The sequence below is a fragment of the Agromyces cerinus genome (assembly GCF_016907835.1).
GTDB classification, from domain to species: Bacteria; Actinomycetota; Actinomycetes; order Actinomycetales; family Microbacteriaceae; genus Agromyces; species Agromyces nitratus.
Window position 1 is genome coordinate 1,000,922 of record NZ_JAFBCT010000001.1, and the last position, 18,012, is coordinate 1,018,933.

The 18,012-nt window shown below is 70.5% G+C and carries 16 protein-coding genes; 12 read left to right on the plus strand and 4 right to left on the minus strand.

Annotation, left to right across the window (positions count from 1 at the left end; genetic code table 11):
- Positions 1–46 precede the first annotated feature (46 nt).
- The 8 genes from coaD to mutM all read left to right on the plus strand — a co-directional run bounded on the left by coaD (position 47) and on the right by mutM (position 7,691).
- Positions 47–538, plus strand: a complete 492-nt coding sequence (gene coaD / locus JOE59_RS04495) for a pantetheine-phosphate adenylyltransferase (RefSeq protein ID WP_204459124.1) — start codon at positions 47–49, stop codon at positions 536–538.
- Positions 535–1,539, plus strand: coding sequence for an AAA family ATPase (locus tag JOE59_RS04500; protein WP_374191115.1), 1,005 nt, complete (start codon positions 535–537; stop codon positions 1,537–1,539). Before coaD ends, JOE59_RS04500 begins: the two co-directional genes overlap by 4 nt.
- Before the next feature lies 1 nt (position 1,540).
- Positions 1,541–2,923 carry a DUF58 domain-containing protein gene (locus JOE59_RS04505; RefSeq protein WP_204459125.1) on the plus strand — a complete coding sequence of 461 codons (1,383 nt, stop codon included), beginning with the start codon at positions 1,541–1,543 and terminating at the stop codon, positions 2,921–2,923.
- Complete coding sequence (locus tag JOE59_RS04510) at positions 2,913–5,240, plus strand: transglutaminase TgpA family protein (protein WP_204459126.1); 2,328 nt, start codon at positions 2,913–2,915, stop codon at positions 5,238–5,240. Before JOE59_RS04505 ends, JOE59_RS04510 begins: the two co-directional genes overlap by 11 nt.
- A gap of 113 nt (positions 5,241–5,353) precedes the next feature.
- Positions 5,354–5,821, plus strand: coding sequence for a YceD family protein (locus JOE59_RS04515; RefSeq protein WP_307836947.1), 468 nt, complete (start codon positions 5,354–5,356; stop codon positions 5,819–5,821).
- 2 nt (positions 5,822–5,823) lie between these two features.
- A complete protein-coding gene (rpmF, locus tag JOE59_RS04520) occupies positions 5,824–6,027 on the plus strand; it encodes a 50S ribosomal protein L32 (protein ID WP_022891802.1) in 204 nt (67 codons plus the stop codon).
- 55 nt (positions 6,028–6,082) lie between these two features.
- Positions 6,083–6,766, plus strand: coding sequence for a ribonuclease III (rnc, locus tag JOE59_RS04525; RefSeq protein ID WP_204463252.1), 684 nt, complete (start codon positions 6,083–6,085; stop codon positions 6,764–6,766).
- Position 6,767: 1 nt separating this feature from the next.
- Positions 6,768–7,691 (plus strand): bifunctional DNA-formamidopyrimidine glycosylase/DNA-(apurinic or apyrimidinic site) lyase, encoded by a 924-nt coding sequence (gene mutM, locus JOE59_RS04530; RefSeq protein WP_204459127.1) that lies wholly within the window; start codon positions 6,768–6,770, stop codon positions 7,689–7,691.
- A gap of 30 nt (positions 7,692–7,721) precedes the next feature.
- On the opposite strand, the gene JOE59_RS04535 is transcribed toward mutM, so the two are convergent.
- Positions 7,722–8,279 (minus strand): dihydrofolate reductase family protein, encoded by a 558-nt coding sequence (locus JOE59_RS04535; RefSeq protein WP_204459128.1) that lies wholly within the window; start codon positions 8,277–8,279, stop codon positions 7,722–7,724.
- Positions 8,280–8,381: 102 nt separating this feature from the next.
- Between JOE59_RS04535 and JOE59_RS04540 the strand changes: the two genes are divergently transcribed.
- A complete protein-coding gene (locus JOE59_RS04540; protein ID WP_204459129.1) occupies positions 8,382–9,047 on the plus strand; it encodes a TetR/AcrR family transcriptional regulator in 666 nt (221 codons plus the stop codon).
- Here JOE59_RS04540 and JOE59_RS04545 read toward each other — a convergent pair.
- Positions 9,007–10,089: a GNAT family N-acetyltransferase gene (locus JOE59_RS04545; RefSeq protein ID WP_204459130.1), complete on the minus strand. Its 1,083-nt coding sequence runs from the start codon at positions 10,087–10,089 to the stop codon at positions 9,007–9,009. The two genes, JOE59_RS04540 and JOE59_RS04545, sit on opposite strands and share 41 nt — an antisense overlap.
- 161 nt (positions 10,090–10,250) lie before the next feature.
- On the opposite strand from JOE59_RS04545, the gene smc reads away from it, so the two are divergent.
- Positions 10,251–13,769 carry a chromosome segregation protein SMC gene (gene smc / locus JOE59_RS04550; RefSeq protein ID WP_204459131.1) on the plus strand — a complete coding sequence of 1,173 codons (3,519 nt, stop codon included), beginning with the start codon at positions 10,251–10,253 and terminating at the stop codon, positions 13,767–13,769.
- Positions 13,770–13,807: 38 nt separating this feature from the next.
- Here the strand turns inward: smc and JOE59_RS04555 are convergent, their stop codons facing one another.
- Both JOE59_RS04555 and JOE59_RS04560 read right to left on the minus strand, forming a co-directional pair.
- Positions 13,808–15,472, minus strand: coding sequence for an alpha-amylase family protein (locus JOE59_RS04555; protein ID WP_204459132.1), 1,665 nt, complete (start codon positions 15,470–15,472; stop codon positions 13,808–13,810).
- The gene (locus JOE59_RS04560; protein ID WP_204459133.1) at positions 15,469–16,437 is read right to left on the minus strand and encodes a TIGR03885 family FMN-dependent LLM class oxidoreductase; all 969 of its coding nucleotides are present in this window, start codon (positions 16,435–16,437) and stop codon (positions 15,469–15,471) included. The genes JOE59_RS04555 and JOE59_RS04560 overlap by 4 nt, the downstream gene beginning before the upstream one ends.
- Before the next feature lie 107 nt (positions 16,438–16,544).
- Here JOE59_RS04560 and ftsY point away from each other — a divergent pair, with 107 nt between their 5' ends.
- Both ftsY and JOE59_RS04570 read left to right on the plus strand, forming a co-directional pair.
- A complete protein-coding gene (gene ftsY / locus JOE59_RS04565) occupies positions 16,545–17,420 on the plus strand; it encodes a signal recognition particle-docking protein FtsY (protein ID WP_204459134.1) in 876 nt (291 codons plus the stop codon).
- A 13-nt stretch (positions 17,421–17,433) separates the two neighbouring features.
- Positions 17,434–17,916, plus strand: a complete 483-nt coding sequence (locus JOE59_RS04570; RefSeq protein ID WP_179550481.1) for a hypothetical protein — start codon at positions 17,434–17,436, stop codon at positions 17,914–17,916.
- The last annotated feature ends 96 nt before the right edge of the window (positions 17,917–18,012 follow it).

Sequence of the window (18,012 nt, forward strand, 5' to 3'; positions counted from 1 at the left end):
TCCACAGCCCCTCGCGCGAGGCTGCGCGGGCAGTACGCTGGTGCGTATGCAGCGGATCGCCGTCGTCCCAGGATCGTTCGACCCCGTCACGCGCGGCCACCTCGACGTCATCGAACGGGCCGCCGGGCTCTACGACGAGCTGCACGTCGTCGTCGTGCACAACCCCGACAAGTCGGCGCTGCTGCCGATCGCGCAGCGGGTCTCGCTCATCGAGCGATCGATCGCCGAGGCCGGTATCCGGGGCCGCATCGTCGTGGCGTCGTGGAGCATGGGCCTCCTCGTCGACTACTGCACCGATGTCGGCGCCTCCGTGCTCGTGAAGGGCGTGCGATCGCAGCTCGACGTCGCCTACGAGACGCCCATGGCGATCGTCAACCGCCACCTCGCAGGGGTCGAGACGGTGTTCCTCCTGCCCGACCCGGCGAACGCGCACGTGTCGAGTTCGCTCGTGCGTCAGGTGTCCGCGCTCGGCGGCGACGTCGCTCCGTACGTGCCGCCGGCGGTGGCCGAGTACCTCCAGGCGGCGATGACGCCATGACCGAGACGACGGCCGTCGCGGCGAAGATGGGCATCGACGAGGTCGGTGCGCGGGCGGCCGCGATCGTGCAGAACGTCGAGGCGGTCATCGCCGGCAAGCGCGAGGCCGTCACGAGCGCGCTCACGGTGCTGCTCGCCGAGGGTCACCTGCTCATCGAAGACGTGCCCGGTGTGGGCAAGACGATGCTCGCCAAGACCCTCGCCCGCTCGGTCGACGCGACGGTCAGCCGCATCCAGTTCACGCCCGACCTGCTGCCGAGCGATGTCACCGGCGTCTCGGTGTTCGACCAGGCGAGCCGGCGCTTCGAGTTCAAGCACGGGCCGGTGTTCGCCAACATCGTGATCGGCGACGAGATCAACCGTGCGAGCCCGAAGACGCAGTCGGCGCTGCTCGAGTGCATGGAGGAGCGCCAGGTCACCGCCGATGGCACGACCTATCGGCTCGAGCCGCCGTTCACGGTCATCGCGACGCAGAACCCGGTCGAGATGGAGGGCACGTACCCGTTGCCCGAGGCGCAGCGCGACCGCTTCATGGCCCGCATCTCCATGGGCTACCCCTCGTCGACCGACGAGTTGGCGATGCTCTCGACCCGTGAGACGTCGAGCCCGCTCGACACACTGCAGCCGGTCGTCGACCTCGACGAGCTCCGCGGCATGATCGAGGCCGTGCAGCACGTCTTCACGTCGCAGCCGGTCAAGGAGTACGCCGTCGAGCTCGCGCGGGCCACGCGTGAAGACCGGCAGCTGCGACTCGGCGCGAGCCCGCGAGCCACGCTGCAGCTCATCCGCGCAGCGAAGGCGCACGCGGCCATGCACGGCCGTGACTTCGTGCTGCCCGACGACGTCGACGCCCTCGCCGTGCCGGTGCTGGCGCACCGTCTCGTGCCGACGAGCCGTGCGGTCGGCGCGCACGACCGCGACAGCGGGCCGCTCATCGACGCCATCGTGCGCCGAATCGTGGGGGAGACGCCGGTTCCGGTCGGCAGCGCGCGAAGGAACTGACATGTGGCGCCCCCGCTCCGCTCGAATCGCGACCTGGCCGCGGCTCACTCGCCGGGGTGCCACGCTCGTCATCGTCGGGGTGCTGCTGCTCGCGGTGTCGCTCTGGTTCGACTCGCGCGATGTGCTCGTGCTCGCCTTCGTCGGCATCGCCATGCCGGCCGTGGCCGCCCTCTTCGTCGCCATGCGCAAGCCGAGTCTCGGGGTCACCCGCAGATTCTCCCCGCCGGTCGTCGACGCCGGCACCTCGACCCGGGTGGCGCTCGTCATCAAGAACCGTTCGCGTCGAACCTTCGACGGGGCGCACTGGCGCGACGGAGTGCCGTCGACGCTCACGGCCGCGCCCGAGGCCATCCTGCCCGCGATGGGGCCCTACGAGTCGATGCTGCCCTCGGGTGACGACACGGTGCGCGTGGAGTACCGGCTGCGAACCCCTCGCCGAGGGGTCTACCCGATCGGCCCGCTGCGGGTCGGCATCGCCGATCCATTCGGCCTCGCCCGCGTCGATCGCGACATCGGTGGCGCCCACGAGATCGTGGTCACGCCGCGGGTGACGCCGCTCGACACTGCGCTCGGTTCGGCGGCGAGCGTCGACGGCGTGCTCAACGGCCTGCAGTTGCGCACCCACCCGAACTCCGACGAGCTCATCGCACGCGAGTACCGCTACGGCGACCCGCTGCGGCGGGTGAACTGGGCGGCGACCGCCCGGCGAGGCGAGCTCATGGTGCGCGAAGAGGAGCAGCGCGGCGACCCCGAGGCGCGGATCATCCTCGACACGACCCTGGCGGGGCGTGCGAAGCCGGCGGGTCACCGTCGCGACGGCGACGACGGGCCGCATTTCGGCTTCGAACTCGGCGTCGAGGTCGCGGCGTCGATCGGCATGCACCTGCTCGAGCACGGCTACCGGGTGCGGTGCGACCGCCTCGACGACACCGAGCGGGGACTCGCCTCCGGCGATTCGGGTGCCGGCTATCGCATGCCCGGCGGCGATCGACTGATGCTCGAAGACCTCGCCCGTCTCGACGGACCCACCGGCTCCGCTGGGGTGCGTGCCGCGTCGAACGCGCGGGCGCACACCGCGGGCTCGCGCGGCCGCGATGCCCGCATGCCGGGGTTCGCCGTGCTCGTCGACCCCGACGAACACGACGCCCGCTCGCTCATCGCATTGCGATCGAGCATCGAGCCGGCCGTGGTCTTCGCGACGGAAGCGGTGTCCGGCGGCATCGTCGATCTGCTCGAGAAGGCCGACTGGCGCGTCGTGCGCGTGCGCCGGGCGGCCGACATCCCTGCGGCGTGGTCGGGCACGACCCGCGTCCAGCCCGCTGCTCCGCGCAGCCCCGCCGCCGGTCGCGGCCCTGTCGCACCCGGAGCGCCCGATGCGTCCTGATCCGGTTCCCCTGTCGCGCGCTCAGCGGCTCGCCCTGACCGCCGCGTCCTTCCTGCTGCTCGCCACCGCGGCGATGGCGCTCGGCCCGCTCATCGCCGGCAGCGGATGGTGGTGGCTCTGCGCCTTCATCGCCGGGGGCGTGCTGTTCGCCGGCACCGGCCTGCGCGCGCTGCGCACCCCCGCCTCGCTCGTGCCCGTGCTCGAACTCGTGGTGCTCCTCGCCCTCCTGACCCTCGTGTTCGGCGGGGCGACGAGCATCGCCCTCGTCATCCCGACCCAGGGCACCTTCGAGGCCTTCGGCGACCTCATGGCGGGGGCCCAGCGCACGATCGAGCAGCAGTCGGTGCCCGCCATCCCCGTTCCGCCGCTGCTGTTCGCCCTCGCGCTCGGCACGGGGCTGCTCGCCTTCGTCGTCGACGTGCTCGTGCAGACCCTCAGGGTGCCGGCGCTCGCCGCGGTGCCGGCGCTCGTGCCCGTGGTCGTGCCGGGCTTCATCATCGAGGCGGGCGCAGAGGCCCCGGCCCTCGTGCTGACCGCGGCGGCATACCTGCTGCTGCTCCGGGTCGATGTGCGGGTGCGGCGACGGGCGAGACTCGCCGCCGGGGCCGAGGGCGATGACGCCGCGACGATCGTGCCGCCGAACCGGGTGCCCATCGTCTCGACGCTCGGCGCATCGCTCGGCCTCGCCGCGGTCGGCCTCCTCACCGCATCGATCCTGGCCGCATCGACGCCGAGCATCTCGTCGAGCCTGCTGCTCGGGTCGCAGAGCCCGGGCACACTGTTCGGCCGCGGAGTGAGCCCGTTCATCGACCTGGGGCGGGATCTGCGGCGTCCCGAGGCACGCCCGGCCTTCCACTACTTCGCTCGCGACGCCGACCGTCCGTACTTCACCCTGCTCACGCTCGACGAGTTCGAGGGCGAGGTGTGGGGCGCCAGCAAGGAGGCCGTCGACGGCGACAACACCGTCGATGCGATGCCGAGGCCCGAGGGCCTCTCCGATGAGGTCGAGACCTCGGAGCATCCGATCGAGGTGATCGTCGACGAGGTGCGCACGACATGGCTCCCCGTGCCGTATCCGACCTCGCGCATCGAGGGTCTCAACGGTTCCTGGTTCTGGGACGAGGGGTCGCTCTCGGTGCGCAGCGTCGACACGAACACCGGTGGGCAGCACTACACGGCCACCCGTGTCGAGGTGGAGCCCACGGTTGCACAGCTTCGCCAGGCGAGCACCGAGGTGCCGGCAGAGCTCGAGGGCAACCTCGCGCTCCCCGATGAGATGCCGCCGATCATCGCCGACACGGCGGCGACGGTGACCGCGGGCACCGCCTCCCGCTACGACGCGGCGGTGGCGATCCAGTCCTTCCTCCGCTCCTCCCAGTTCGACTACTCGACCGAGGCGCCGGTCGCCGAGGGCTACGACGGCGGCGGCTTCGACGTGATCGCCAAGTTCCTCGAGACCAAGTCGGGTTACTGCGTGCACTTCGCGTCGACGATGGCGGTGCTCGCGCGCGAGATCGGCATCCCGTCGCGCATCTCGCTCGGGTACACGCAAGGGTCCCCGACGCAGGAGCGCGTCGACGGCGTGCAGCGCATCGAGGTCGACTCGCACGACCTGCACTCGTGGCCCGAGCTCTACTTCGAAGGCGTCGGGTGGGTGCCGTTCGAGCCGACGCCGGGGCGCGGCAGCGTGCCCGATTACTCCCGGCCAGGTGCGGGCGACGGCACCGGAGCGGCGGCGCCGAGCACGGCACCCGTCACCCCGGGTGCGAGCGGCCGCCCCGAACTCGACCCCGATCGCGGGCTCGCCGGGCAGGCCGGTGGCGACGCCGCGGCGAACGCGTGGTGGCAGCGCGGTGTGCCGGTGGCAGTCATCGTGCTGCTCGTGCTCCTCCTCCCGGCGATGCTGCGTCTCGGGCAGCGCTGGACGCGCCGCCGACGCATCGCGAAGGGCGAACGGCCCGCGGATGCCGCGTGGGACGAGGTCATCGCGACGGCTCGCGATCTCTGGGCGGGCGGCGACGACGCCGAGACGGCCCGAGCGTTCGCCGCGTCGGTCGCCGAGCGCGAGGCGTTCGGCGGCGCCGAGGCGAGGGCTGCCCTGTTCGAACTCCGCGATGCCGTCGAACGCGAACGGTACGGCCCAGACGCCGCATCGATTGCGGCGGCACCCGCCCTGCTCGGCGATCTCGCGACGGTGCGCGCTGCCCTGCTCGCCGATGCCGCACCGGCGGTGCGCGCGCGTGCCGTGCTCGCGCCGCGTTCGCTCATCGACGTCGCGCGACGGGCGTTCGGCGAACGCCCATCCCTCGGCGCGTAGACTCGTCGATCGTGGCCATCAAGTATTCCCCGTTCCGTGTGAACGTCCGCGACCTCGTCAACCGTCCCGGCGAGATGCGCGAGCACCCCTTCTCCGTCGCCGCCGGCGACCAGATGGGCGAGGGACTCGTCGCCGTTCGCGCCGGATCCGAGCTCGACATCGACGTCCGACTCGAGTCGGTGCATGAGGGCATCCTCGTCACCGCAGAGGTCGACGCGGTCGCCGAGGGGGAGTGCGGCCGATGCCTCATCGACATCGCCCTGCCCGTCGAAGTCGAGTTCCAAGAACTCTTCGGGTATCATTCTGGGGAAGCCATCGAGTATGAGGTTCAAGACGACCACGTGGATCTTGAACCACTCATCCGAGATGCGGTAGTGCTGGCACTGCCGTTCCAGCCGGTGTGCCGACCGGATTGCCCGGGACTCGACCTCGAGACCGGGCTCCGACTGGCCGATCATCCGGAACTCGTCACCCCTGAGCACAGCGATCCACGATGGTCCGCGCTCGCAGGGTTCCAGGCTTCCGAAGACAGCGGCCCGGATGACGCATCCGGCGCCGACCAGCAGAGAGAAGAGAGATAGTCATGGCTGTTCCGAAGCGGAAGAAGTCACGCGCCCGAACCCACATGCGCCGTGCGCAGTGGAAGGCCGAGGTCCCCACCCTGGTCAAGACGGTCGAGAACGGCAAGGTCACCTACAGCCTTCCTCACCGCGCCAAGGTCGTCGAGGACTCGGCGGGCACCCCGCTCTTCCTCGAGTACAAGGGCCGCAAGGTCGCCGACGTCTAGTCGGCCCCAGACACCCGAACGACCGGTCGTGACGCGAACGGAGCTCAACGGGGCAGTGGATCACGCGCTCGAAGAGCTGCAGCAACGCCTGCAGATCTCGATCGATCCCGCCCTGCTCCAGCTCGCGCTCACGCACCGGTCATTCGCGTACGAGAACGGCGGCATCCCGACCAACGAGCGCCTGGAGTTCCTGGGCGATTCGATCCTCGGGCAGGCCGTGACGGTCAAGCTGTTCCGTGATCACCCCGATCTCGACGAAGGCGAACTCGCGAAGCGGCGGGCGAGTCTCGTCTCGAGTGTCGCGCTGGCAGAGGTCGGTCGCACCATCGGCGTCGGTCGGTTCATCCGGCTCGGTCGTGGCGAGACCATGACCGGCGGCGCCGACAAGCCGTCGATCCTCGCCGACACGGTCGAGGCGATCATCGGCGCGGTGTACCTCGACGCCGGTGGCGACACCGCCACGGAGCTCGTGATGCGCCTCGTCGCGCCGCTCATGAAGGACCCCGCGCGCTTCGGCGCGGCGATGGACCCGAAGACGAGCCTGCAGGAGATCGCAGCTCGCCGTGGATCCACGGCACCGGCCTACACGGTCGCCGAGAGCGGACCCGACCACAACAAGCACTTCGTCGCCACGGTGACCGTCGGCGACCTCGTCGAGGCTTCGGGCGAGGGCTCGAGCAAGAAGCAGGCCGAGATGGCCGCCGCGCTCGAGGCCTGGACCCTGCTGAACCCAGCCTGACGTGCCCGAACTGCCCGAGGTCGAGATGGTGCGCGCCGGGCTCGCGCCCGCCGTCACCGGCGCCATGGTCTCGGCGGTCGAGGTGCTCGAGCCGCGCTCGCTGAAACGGCACGACGCGGCATCCGGCGATTTCGAGACCCTGCTGACGGGCGCCCGCATCGACGCGGCCGTGCGCCGCGGCAAGTTCCTCTGGCTGCCCCTCTCGGGTGATGAGCGGCGCGACGGGCGAGCTGTCGTCGGCCACCTCGGCATGAGCGGGCAGATGCTGCTGCGCACGCCCGATCATCCGGGCGACGACGCGCATGCCCGCGTGCGAGTGCACCTCGAGCATCCGGAGCACGGTGAGCTTCGCGTCGACTTCGTCGATCAGCGCATCTTCGGCTCCCTCGCGATCGACCGCCTCGTGCCGACGGCCGACGGCGAGATCGGCGGTTTCTCCGACGGCGTCACGGGGGAGTGGGCGCGGCAGGTGCCGGCGCAGGTCGCCCATATCGCGCGGGATCCCCTCGACCCGGCGTTCTCCGAGCGCGCGTTCGTCGCAGCACTGGCGAAACGCGGCACGGCGATCAAGCGCGTGCTGCTCGACCAGGGCGTCGTCAGCGGCATCGGCAACATCTACGCCGACGAGTCCCTGTGGGCTGTGCGGCTGCACGGTGAGCAGCCCGCGTCGTCGCTCTCGAGCCGGCGTGCCCGCGAGCTCCTCGGCGCCGTGCGCGAGGTGCTCGGCAAGGCACTCGCCGAGGGCGGTACGAGCTTCGACGCCCAGTACGTGAACGTCAACGGGGCATCCGGGTACTTCGAGCACTCGCTGAACGCCTACGGGCGCGCCGGAAAGCCCTGCCCTCGCTGCGGCACCGCGATGGTGCGCGAGCAGTTCATGAACCGCGGTTCGCACTTCTGCCCCAGGTGCCAGCGGTTGCGGTGATGCGGTGAGGGTCGCCGCGCAACCCGAAGATCAACGGGCGCGGTAGCCCGCATAGATCAGTCCGTTGTCGAAGGCTCGCTGCGCGAACAGATCGAGATCCAGACGCACGCCGTCGGGGAAGAATCGGGTACCGCCACCGACCACGCTCGAGGTGATGAAGAGGTGGTATTCGTCCACGAGTCCGGCCGCGATCGCCTGGGCAGCGAGATTCGGCCCGTCGACGCTGAGGTCGTGGTCGGACTCCGCCTTCAGTCTGCGGATCGCATCGGGGTCGAAGGTGCGCTCGATTCTGGTCTTCGCGCTCGATACCGTCTCCAGCGTCGTGGAGTAAACGATCTTCTCCGCCGCCTTCCATCCGTCGGCGTACTGCACGATGTACGGCGGCACGTCGGTCTGGGCGTCGACGGTCTCCCAGAAGACCATCGTCTCGTACATGCGCCTGCCGTAGAGGAAGGTGCCGACGTTGCGAAAGGCGTCGCCGATGAACGTGTGCACTTCTTCGTCTTCGGCACCGTTGCCGAGGTCCCCCTCGGCCGCCTTGGCGTACCCGTCGAGCGAGGTGATCATCGAATAGATGAGCTTGCCCATTTCAGCTCCTTTGCTTGAGGTGAGTCGCTTGGCTCACCACTGGCAAGGTAACAACCGCCGAGCCATGAGTCAAGCGACTCGCCTCTCTGGCATACTGGCTGCATGCCCCGCGAACTCTCCGCGTATCACCGCCGGATCGCCGCCACGAACCGCGCGGCGATCGTCGACGCGGCCACCGCTCTGTTCCTCGAGCACGGGTACGACCGCACCTCGCTCACGCGCGTGGCCGAGCACGCGGGGGTCTCCAAGGCGACGCTGTTCAAGCAGTTCCCGACGAAAGCCGAGCTCTTCGAGGCGATGGTCCTCGAGGCCGGCGGTGCGCCGGCCGGAGCCGTCGTCGACCCGCCGACCGGCGATCTCGGCGCGGGTCTGACCGCCCTGGGCTCCGCATACGTGGAGCTGCTGAACCGCCCCCGCATGGAGCAGTTGATTCGCACCCTGATCGGCGAGTCGCAACGGTTCCCCGAGTTGCGGGAACGCACCTTCGACTTCGGCACGCTGCCCGTGTTCGCGGCACTGGGGCGCTACCTCCGAGCCGAGGACGCCGCCGGATCGGCGCGCATCGACGATCCGGATGCCGCGGCAGCGCAGTTCCTCGGCATGATCTCCACCGTCGTCTTCTGGCCCCGCCTCATCCATGGCGGTTGGTCGCTCAGCGAAGACGAGACGCGCAACGTGGTGGACGAAGCCGTGCGGACGATCGTCGCGCGGCATGCCGTACCTCCGGTCAGGGCCGCTGCCACTCCGCGCTCATCCCGCGAACCGTGAAGCCGAGCGCGATGTTGATCGCGAGCATGTGGTCGTTCTCGTCGGCGTTCCAGGTGTAGACGTCGGTGCGCTCGGGCGCGGTCTCGCCGAGTCGCACGAGGTTGGCGAGTTTCAGCAGCATGCCGAGGCGGTGGCCGCGGTGGGGGCCGAGCACGATGGTGTCCCACTGGAACACGGCCATCGAGTCGGCGGGCAGCGAGAGTTCCGTGAACCCGGCGACCGCACCGTCGGGAGCGATGGCGGCCTGCGCGAGCGTCGTGCGGCCGCCCGCGAGGGCCAGGGTCTCCTCGGCCCGCACCCGATCGGCGTCCCACGCCTCCTCGTCGTAGGAGATGCCGCCGGCTGGCGCGTCCGTCGCCATCGAGGCGTGGGCCACGGCGAGGGAGGCGAGCAGTTCCTCCGGGGCCCGGTCGATCCAGCCGACGAGTCGGTAGCTCGCGGCGATCTCGTCGCGTGCGGCGAGGTGATCGACGAGCATCGACCGGAACTTCGCCGACCTGCCTGTCACGGTGAGCCCGCTCATGCGTTCGAGCTGGCCGAGGCGATAGCCGTGGCGGGTCGCGAACGAGGCCCCGGGATCGGCCGCCGGAATCGATCCGGTGCCGTCGGGTGCCTCGAGACGGGTGCCCGGGAGGTCGAGGCCGGCGACGGGCACATCCGAGCGGCCCACGAGCACCTCGCGTCCGATCGACCGTGCGTGGGCTTCGGCATGGCGCAGCAGCTCGCTGCCGATGCCGCGTCGTCGCTGGTCGGTGGCGACCCCGACCGTGATCTCCGCGGCGCGGGCGCCGTCGCTCCGCTCCCAGGTCACGTCGGCGCGGCCGACGCAGCGCCCTCCGTCCCATGCGGCGAAGGCGCGTCGGCCGGTGTACCGGTCATCGAGGAACTCGGGCAGCAGTTCGGGTGCGTCGTACGAGAAGCGACGGTGGCCCCAGACCGACTCGTCGGCCACCGCCGTTGCCTCGACGTACGCCTCGAACTCCTCGGCCTCGGGCGTGCCGAGGCGTTCCGGAATCGCAACCGGTCGAATGTCGAGTGTCATTCCGAGCCTCCTCGCCGCCCGGTGGGCAGCCGATCAGGATATCGGCAGCGCGCGGCGGCGACAAGATCGGATCGCACGGCGGACGGCGCGCGTGCGCGGCGCGGGCCCGAACCTCGGATACCGTAGACCCCAGCGTTCTCGCGACCAGGAGAGGGTGGGACGTGTACCTGAAGAGCCTGACGCTCAAGGGCTTCAAGTCCTTCGCACAGCCGACGACGTTCGCGTTCGAACCGGGCGTCACCTGCATCGTCGGACCCAACGGCTCCGGCAAGTCCAACGTCGTCGACGCCCTCGCCTGGGTGATGGGCGAGCAGGGTGCGAAGACCCTCCGCGGCGGCAAGATGGAGGACGTCATCTTCGCGGGCACCTCGACCCGCGGTCCGCTCGGGCGCGCCGAGGTGAGCCTCACGATCGACAACAGCGACGGCGCGCTGCCGATCGAGTACACCGAGGTCACGATCTCGCGCACCCTGTTCCGCAACGGCACGAGCGAGTACGCGATCAACGGCGACAACTGCCGCCTGCTCGACGTGCAGGAACTGCTGAGCGACTCGGGTCTCGGCCGCGAGATGCACGTCATCGTCGGCCAGGGTCAGCTCGACCAGGTGCTGCGGGCGACGCCCGAAGACCGCCGCGGCTTCATCGAGGAGGCGGCGGGCATCCTGAAGCACCGTCGGCGTAAGGAGAAGACGCTCCGCAAGCTCGACGCCATGCAGGCGAACCTCACCCGCCTCTCCGACCTCGCTGGCGAGATCCGGCGGCAGCTGAAGCCGCTCGGGCGCCAGGCCGAGGTCGCTCGCGAGGCGGCGACGATCGCCGCGGTCATGCGTGACGCTAAGGCGCGACTGCTCGCCGACGAGGTCGTCGGCCTCCGCCGCGCCCTCGACGAGCACGGCAAGAGCGAACACGAACGCCACGCCGAACGCCTCGTGCTGCAAGACCAGCTCGAGCAGCATCAGGCCAAGGTCACCCGGCTCGAACAGGCGCAGGTCGGCGACGCCGTCGACCGGGCGCGATCGACGACCTTCGCGCTCGAGCAGGCGCAGGGGAGCCTGCGCTCACTCGATTCCCTCGCCCGCCAGCGCATCGCCCTGCTCGGCAGTGCGGCGGAGCAGACGGATGTCTCGCCCAGCGTGACCCGCGCGATGATCGACGGGGCGGTGACCGAGCTCACCGGCATCCGTGACGGCGTCGGCACCGCGGCATCCGCGCTCGACGACGCGCACGAGGCGACCATGCGCCGCCGCGCCGAACTCGACACCGTCGACGAGGGCATCGCCCGTCAGAGTGCGCTCGTCTCGGCTTACGACCTCGAACTCTCCAAGCTCACCGGCCAGGCCGACACTGCGGCCTCGAAGCTCGCCGCCGTGCGCGGCGAGGTGCTGCGTCATGAGAACGCGCTCGAGGCGTCGGCCGAGCGTCGCGCCTCGGCGGCCACCGCGCTCGCCGCTGCGGAGGCCGAGGCCGACAACGGCGACACCGCCGAGACCGACCTCGACGAGGCGTACGAGCTCGCCCAGGGCGCGGTGTTCGAGGCCGAGGCCGAGATCGAACGCATCCGCGAGGAGCTGCACGGCCGCGAACGCGAGCACGGCGCGCTCGGCGCTCGCACCCAGGCGCTCTCGCTCGCCCTCGACCAGAAGGACGGTTCGGCGGCGCTCGCCAAGGCCGGCGTCAGCGGCGTGCGCGGCCTTCTCGCCGAGGCGCTGCAGGTCGAACCGGGCTACGAACCGGCGATCGCCGCGGCCCTCGGCTCGCTGAGCGACGCGGTGCTCGTCGACGACCGCGCCGCCGCCTTCCGCGCCCTCGAGCACGCCGAACGCGGCGAACTCGGCCGCGTTGCACTGGCGCTGGCCCACGCGGGTACTGCTCCGGCGGCGGCCGCTCCGGTCGCGGGGCTCACCGCGGCATCCGAGGTCGTCACGGCGCCCGCCGGCGTGCTGGGCCTCCTCGCCGAGGTGCTCATCGCCGACGACCTCGCAGTCGCGCGCGACGCGGAGGCTGCGCTCGCGAAGCGCTCGACGCCCGCCACGGTCATCACGAAGGACGGCACCGTCGTCGGCCGCTACGTGCTGCGCGGCGGCTCGGGCCGCAAGCAGAGCCGTATCGAGCTCATCGCCGAACGCGATCGCGCTGCCGCCCGCCTCGAGGAGGTGCGCGCCGAGATCGAGCGCGCCCGCTTCGAGCTCACCGAGCAGCGCCAGATCGTCGAGCAGTCGAAGGAGCAGTCGAAGCGCGCGCTCGCGGCGCTGCGCGAGTTCGACGCGCAACTCGCCCAGCGCACCGAGCGACTGAACCGCGCACGCGTGCAGGCCGAGGCGGCCGACGCCGACTCCGAGCGTCTGCGGCAGGCGGCCGCGCTCGCCGAGGAGCGCGTCGCCGAGGCCGAGCAACTCGCGACCGCAGCCAAGGCCGCCCTCGAGGCCGCCCGCGCCGAGCCGCGACCGGTGCTCGAGACGGCCGCCCGCGACGGAGCGCTCGCCGCGCTCGAGGCGGCCCGCGAGGCCGAGGTCGAGGCGAAGCTGCGACTCGAGACCGCGAAGGAGCGCGTGCGCGCCGAAGAGGCCCGCATCCGCGCGATGGAGGCCCAGTTCGAGGCGGAGCGGCAAGCTGCAGCGGATGCCGCGCGGCGCGCCGTGATCCGTCGCGCCCAGCTCGAGGCGGCCACCCGGGTCGCCGACGTGCTGCCCGAGGCGCTCGCCTCCGTCGATGCCTCCGTCGCTGAAGCGAGAGTCGCGCTGGGGCGTGCGGAGGCCGAACGGGCGAGCCGCAACGAGGAGTTGCAGGCGGTGCGCCGCGAGGAGGCCGCCGTGCGGGAGCGACTGCAGTCGGTCACCGAAGACGTGCACGGCCTCGAACTGCGCATCTACGAGAAGAAGCTGCACGTCGGAGGCCTCGTCGAGCGTGCGGAGTCGGAGCTCGGCCTGACCGAAGACGTGCTCGTCGACGAGTACGGGCCCGAGCAGCTCATCCCCGTCGAAGACGAAGACGGCGAACCCCGCCCCTTCCGGCGCGAGGAGCAGCAGCGGCGGCTCGCGCAGGCCGAGCGCAAGTTCACCCAGCTCGGTCGGGTCAACCCGCTCGCGCTCGAGGAGTTCGCGGCGCTCGAGCAGCGCCACCTCTTCCTCACCGAGCAGCTCACCGACCTCGCGAACACCCGCAAGGACCTGCTGACGATCATCGAGGAGATCGACGGCAAGATGGAGTCGATCTTCCGCAGCGCGTTCGACGACACGCAGGCGGCGTTCGCCGAGGTCTTCCCCGTGCTCTTCCCCGGCGGCGTCGGCAGCATCACGCTCACCGACCCCGAGAACATGCTCACGACGGGCATCGAGGTGAGCGTGAAGCCCGCGGGCAAGAAGATCGAGCGGCTCTCGCTGCTCTCGGGCGGTGAGCGCTCGCTCGCCGCGGTCGCCCTGCTCATCGCGATCTTCAAGGCCCGCCCAAGCCCGTTCTACATCATGGACGAGGTCGAGGCGGCGCTCGACGACGCGAACCTCGGTCGTCTGCTGACGACCATGGAGTCCCTGCGCGACGACTCGCAGCTCATCGTGATCACGCACCAGAAGCGCACGATGGAGATCGCCGACGCGCTCTACGGCGTCTCGATGCGGCAGGACGGAGTGTCGGCCGTCGTCGGACAGCGGGTGCGCGAGGAGCGCGAGGCGAAGGCGAGCTGACGATGCCGCGGCATCCGCTCTGCGACGGTGTCGCAAGCTCACGTGAGACGGCGGTCGTCGGGTTCGACGATGCGGAACCAGCGGTACCCGTAGGCGTCGAGGTGCACGTCGATGCGGCCGCGCTCGTCGAGCTCGAACGCGTCGACGGCGAACAGGTCCGAGAGCACCGAATCGGGCGGCACCGGGCCCAGCTCGAGTGCCACGACCGTCGGGGTCGGCGCGAAGTTGTGCACCGCCACGAATCGCCCGACATCCGCGGTGATGCGATGCGCGAGCACCGCGTCCTGTCCGCTGGGCAGCACCTCAGGGCGACCCCAGCCGATCTCGGGGGAGCTGCGGTAGCGCGCCGCGAAGCTCCGGATGACGCCGAGCAGTGAGTCGGGGTCGTGCATCTGCGATTCGACGTTCACGTGCTCGGGCGAGTAGCCGTCCGTGGGCGGCGCCGCAGGGAGCCGGCGCGGCACGGCACGGGAGAAGCCGCCGTTCTTGCCGGAGGTCCACTGCATCGGCGTGCGCACGGTCATCCGTCCGCCTTCTTCGCGGTTCTCGCCCATGCCGATCTCCTCGCCGTAGAACAGCACCGGCGTTCCCGGCAGCGAGAAGAGCAGGCTGTAGATCATGCGGATGCGGCGGGGGTCGCCGTCGAGCATGGGCGGCAGCCGTCGGGCGATTCCGCGGTCGTAGACGCGCATCCACTCCTCGGGCGCGAACGCATCGAACACCTCCTGGCGCTCCGCATCGCTCAGCTTGTCGAGGGTGAGCTCGTCGTGGTTCCGCACGAAATTCGCCCACTGCGCCTCGGGCTCGAGCACGGGCCGCTTGGCGAGGGACTCCGCGAGGGGCCGAGCGTCCTCGCGGGCGAGCGACAGGTAGAGGGCCTGCATGCCGAGGAAGTCGAACTGCATCGTGAGTTCGGGCGGGTCGCCGGGCCGGCCGAAGAACTCGAGCTGCTGGTCGTACGGCAGGTTGACCTCGCCGAGCAGCACGGCCTCGCTCGAACGGCGCTGCAGGAACCGGCGGATGTCGCGGAGGAACTCGTGTGGGTCGCCGATGTCGACGCCGGCAGGCGGCTCGATCAGGAACGGCACCGCATCGACCCGGAACCCCGAGATCCCGAGCTCGAGCCAGTAGCCGAGGGTCTTCGCGATCTCGTCGCGGACCGCGCTGTTGGCGATGTTCAGGTCGGGCTGATGCCGGTAGAAGCTGTGCAGGTAGTACTGGCCGCTGCGCTCGTCGAGCTCCCAGACGCTGTCCTCCTCGCCCGGGAACACGGTCGCGGCCTGCTGCTCCGGAGGTTCATCACGCCACACGTAGTAGTCGCGGTAGGGCGAGTTGCGGCTGCGTCGTGCCGCCGTGAACCACGGATGCCGGTCGGAGGTGTGGTTCATGACGAAGTCGATGATGACGCGCATGCCCCGATCGCGTGCCGTGCGAGTGAACTCTCCGACATCGCCGAGCGAGCCGAGCCGGGGGTCGACGCCGGTGAAGTCGGTGATGTCGTACCCGTCGTCCCGGTCGGGAGTCGGCTGGAAGGGCATGAGCCAGATGCACGTGACCCCGAGCTCGGCGAGGTGGTCGAGCCGGTGCGCGAGGCCCTCGAAGTCGCCGAAGCCGTCGTCGTTCCAGTCCATGTAGGTCTCGACGTCGAGGCAGTACACGACCGCGGTCTTCCACCACAGATCGCTCCGGTCGGTGATCCTCATCGGTCGACCTCCTTGAGCGCCGGCAGTACGTGCTCGCCGAACGCGTCGATGAATGCGGCCTGCTCGGTGCCGACGTGGTGGAGGTAGATGCGGTCGACCCCGAGTTCGGCGATGGCCATCAGGTGCTCGAGGTGCCGTGCCGTGTCGGCGAAGACCGGCAGGGTCTCGGCCACCTGCTCGGCAGACACCTCCGCGGTGCGCTCGTCGAACGCCTCCGGAGTCTCGAGTTCCCAGGCGAGGTGCGCCGGTACGAGGCTCTGGCGCCACTGATCGTGCGCGATCGACCGCGCCTCGTCGTCGGTCGGCGCCCAGCTCAGGTGGACCTGCACCGAGACCGGCCCGCGCCCGCCCGCATCGCGATAGGCGTCGATGAAGGCGCGAAGTTCGTCGCGCGACTGGTCGATCGTGATGACACCGTCGGCCCACGCGGCCGCCTCGCGCGCCGTCTCGGTGCTCACCGCCGCCGCGAACAGGGGAGCCGGTGCCTCGGGGAGGCTCCAGATGCGCGCGCGGTCGACCCGGATGCGGCCGTTGGCGGAGACCTGTTCACCCGCGAGCAGGCGACGCATGACGTCGACGGTCTCGACGAGCCGCGCGTCGCGCTCGCCCTTCTCGGGCCACGGGTCGCCGGTGACGTGCTCGTTGATGGCTTCGCCGCTGCCGATCGCCGCCCAGAAACGCCCCGGGTACATCTCGGCGAGGGTCGCGATCTTCTGCGCGGCGATCGCCGGGTGGTAGCGCTGACCAGGGGCCGTGACGACGCCGAGCGAGAAGCGAGTGGCCTCGAGCGCTGCGGCGAGCCAGCTCCACGCGTAGCCGGAGTGACCTTGGCGCACGCTCCAGGGCTCGAAGTGGTCGCTGCACATCGCGGCATCGAAGCCGGCCTGTTCGGCGTGCCGCACCGCCTCGAGCAGGCGGCTCGGCGGGAGTTGTTCGTGCGAGGCGTGGAATCCCACGATCGTCATCCGCATTCCTTCCGTCGCTCCGAGACTCCCGTGCCCGCGCACGACCGGCAACCCCTTGCGGTGCTCCGCTGGATCGGTGTAGCCGGCATGCGCTCTAGGCTGGAGACATGGCAGAACGTGCATCCTGGTCGCTCGGCGCGGCCCTCCGCGGGGTCTTCGGCGCGAAGACGATCGACGAGGACACGTGGGACGACCTCGAGTCCGCACTGATCCGGGCCGACTTCGGCCCCTCGGTCACCGAGGAGATCGTCCGGCAGATCCGTGCGCAGGTCGACCGGTACAAGACCACCGACCCCAAAGACGTGCAGCGGATGCTCCGCGAGATCGTCGAGGAACGGCTCGCGAAGTACGACCCCACGCTGAAGCTCACCGAGCGGCCCGCCGTCGTGCTCGTCGTCGGCGTCAACGGCGTCGGCAAGACCACGACGATCGGCAAGTTCGCGAAGTTCCTCCGCACCTTCGACCGCACCGTCGTGGTCGGCGCCGCCGACACCTTCCGTGCCGCGGCGGTCGACCAGCTCGCGACATGGGCCGAACGCGCCGGCGTCGGCATCGTGCGCCCTGAGCGCGAAGGTCAGGACCCGGCGTCCGTCGCCTTCCAGACCGTCGAGCAGGCCAAGCGCGACGGCACCGAGATCGTGATCATCGACACGGCCGGGCGCCTGCACACCAAGGGCGGGCTCATGGACGAGCTCGGCAAGATCAAGCGCGTCGTCGAGAAGCAGGCGCCGATCAGCGAGGTGCTGCTGGTGCTCGACGCGACCACGGGCCAGAACGGCCTCGCTCAGGCCGAGGCCTTCATCGAGCACGGCGGGGTCACCGGCCTCGTGCTCACGAAGCTCGACGGCAGCGCCAAGGGCGGCTTCGTGCTCGCGGTGCAGGAGAAGACCGGCCTGCCCATCAAGCTCATCGGCCAGGGCGAGGGCATCGGCGACCTCACGGGATTCACGCCGCACGTCTTCGCCCAGAAGCTCGTCGGCTGAGAAGGAGAACGACATGGCGATCGAACACGACTACTTCGGCCTCATCGGCGACTACTGGGCCGAGCGCAAGGAGTACGGCGATCAAGACGTCGAGGTGGTGCTCGACGCCGACTCCGACGAGGTCTCGACCGCGTCGCTCGACGCCGCGGCGACGATGGTCGGCGAACTCGAACTCATCGACGACGAGTTGCGCGGCGTCTTCGTCGGCCAGCTCGACTCGGGCAGCAGCCCTGTCTCGCTGTTCCTCCGCTCCGTGCTGGGCGGCGACGAAGCGGATGCCGCGGCCGCCGCGATCACCCGCGACTCCGGCGACCGCGACATCGATGCACTCCGCTCGCTGAGCCTCGTGCGCGTCGACCTCCGGCCCGACGCCGACGGCGACGGCGAGCACTTCGCCGAGTTCGAGTTCGGGCTCGCGCCCGAAGACATCGACTCGCGGCTCGTGGCGTCGATCGACATCCAGCGCGACATGGTCGACCTCCGCTTCGACGCCTGAGCGCACGAGGCGGGCGTCGGCATCTGTCGCGGGCCGGCGGTTCGCGGCGAGCTTGCGGCAGAGGCGGCATCCGACCTCAATTAGACTTGGCGAACC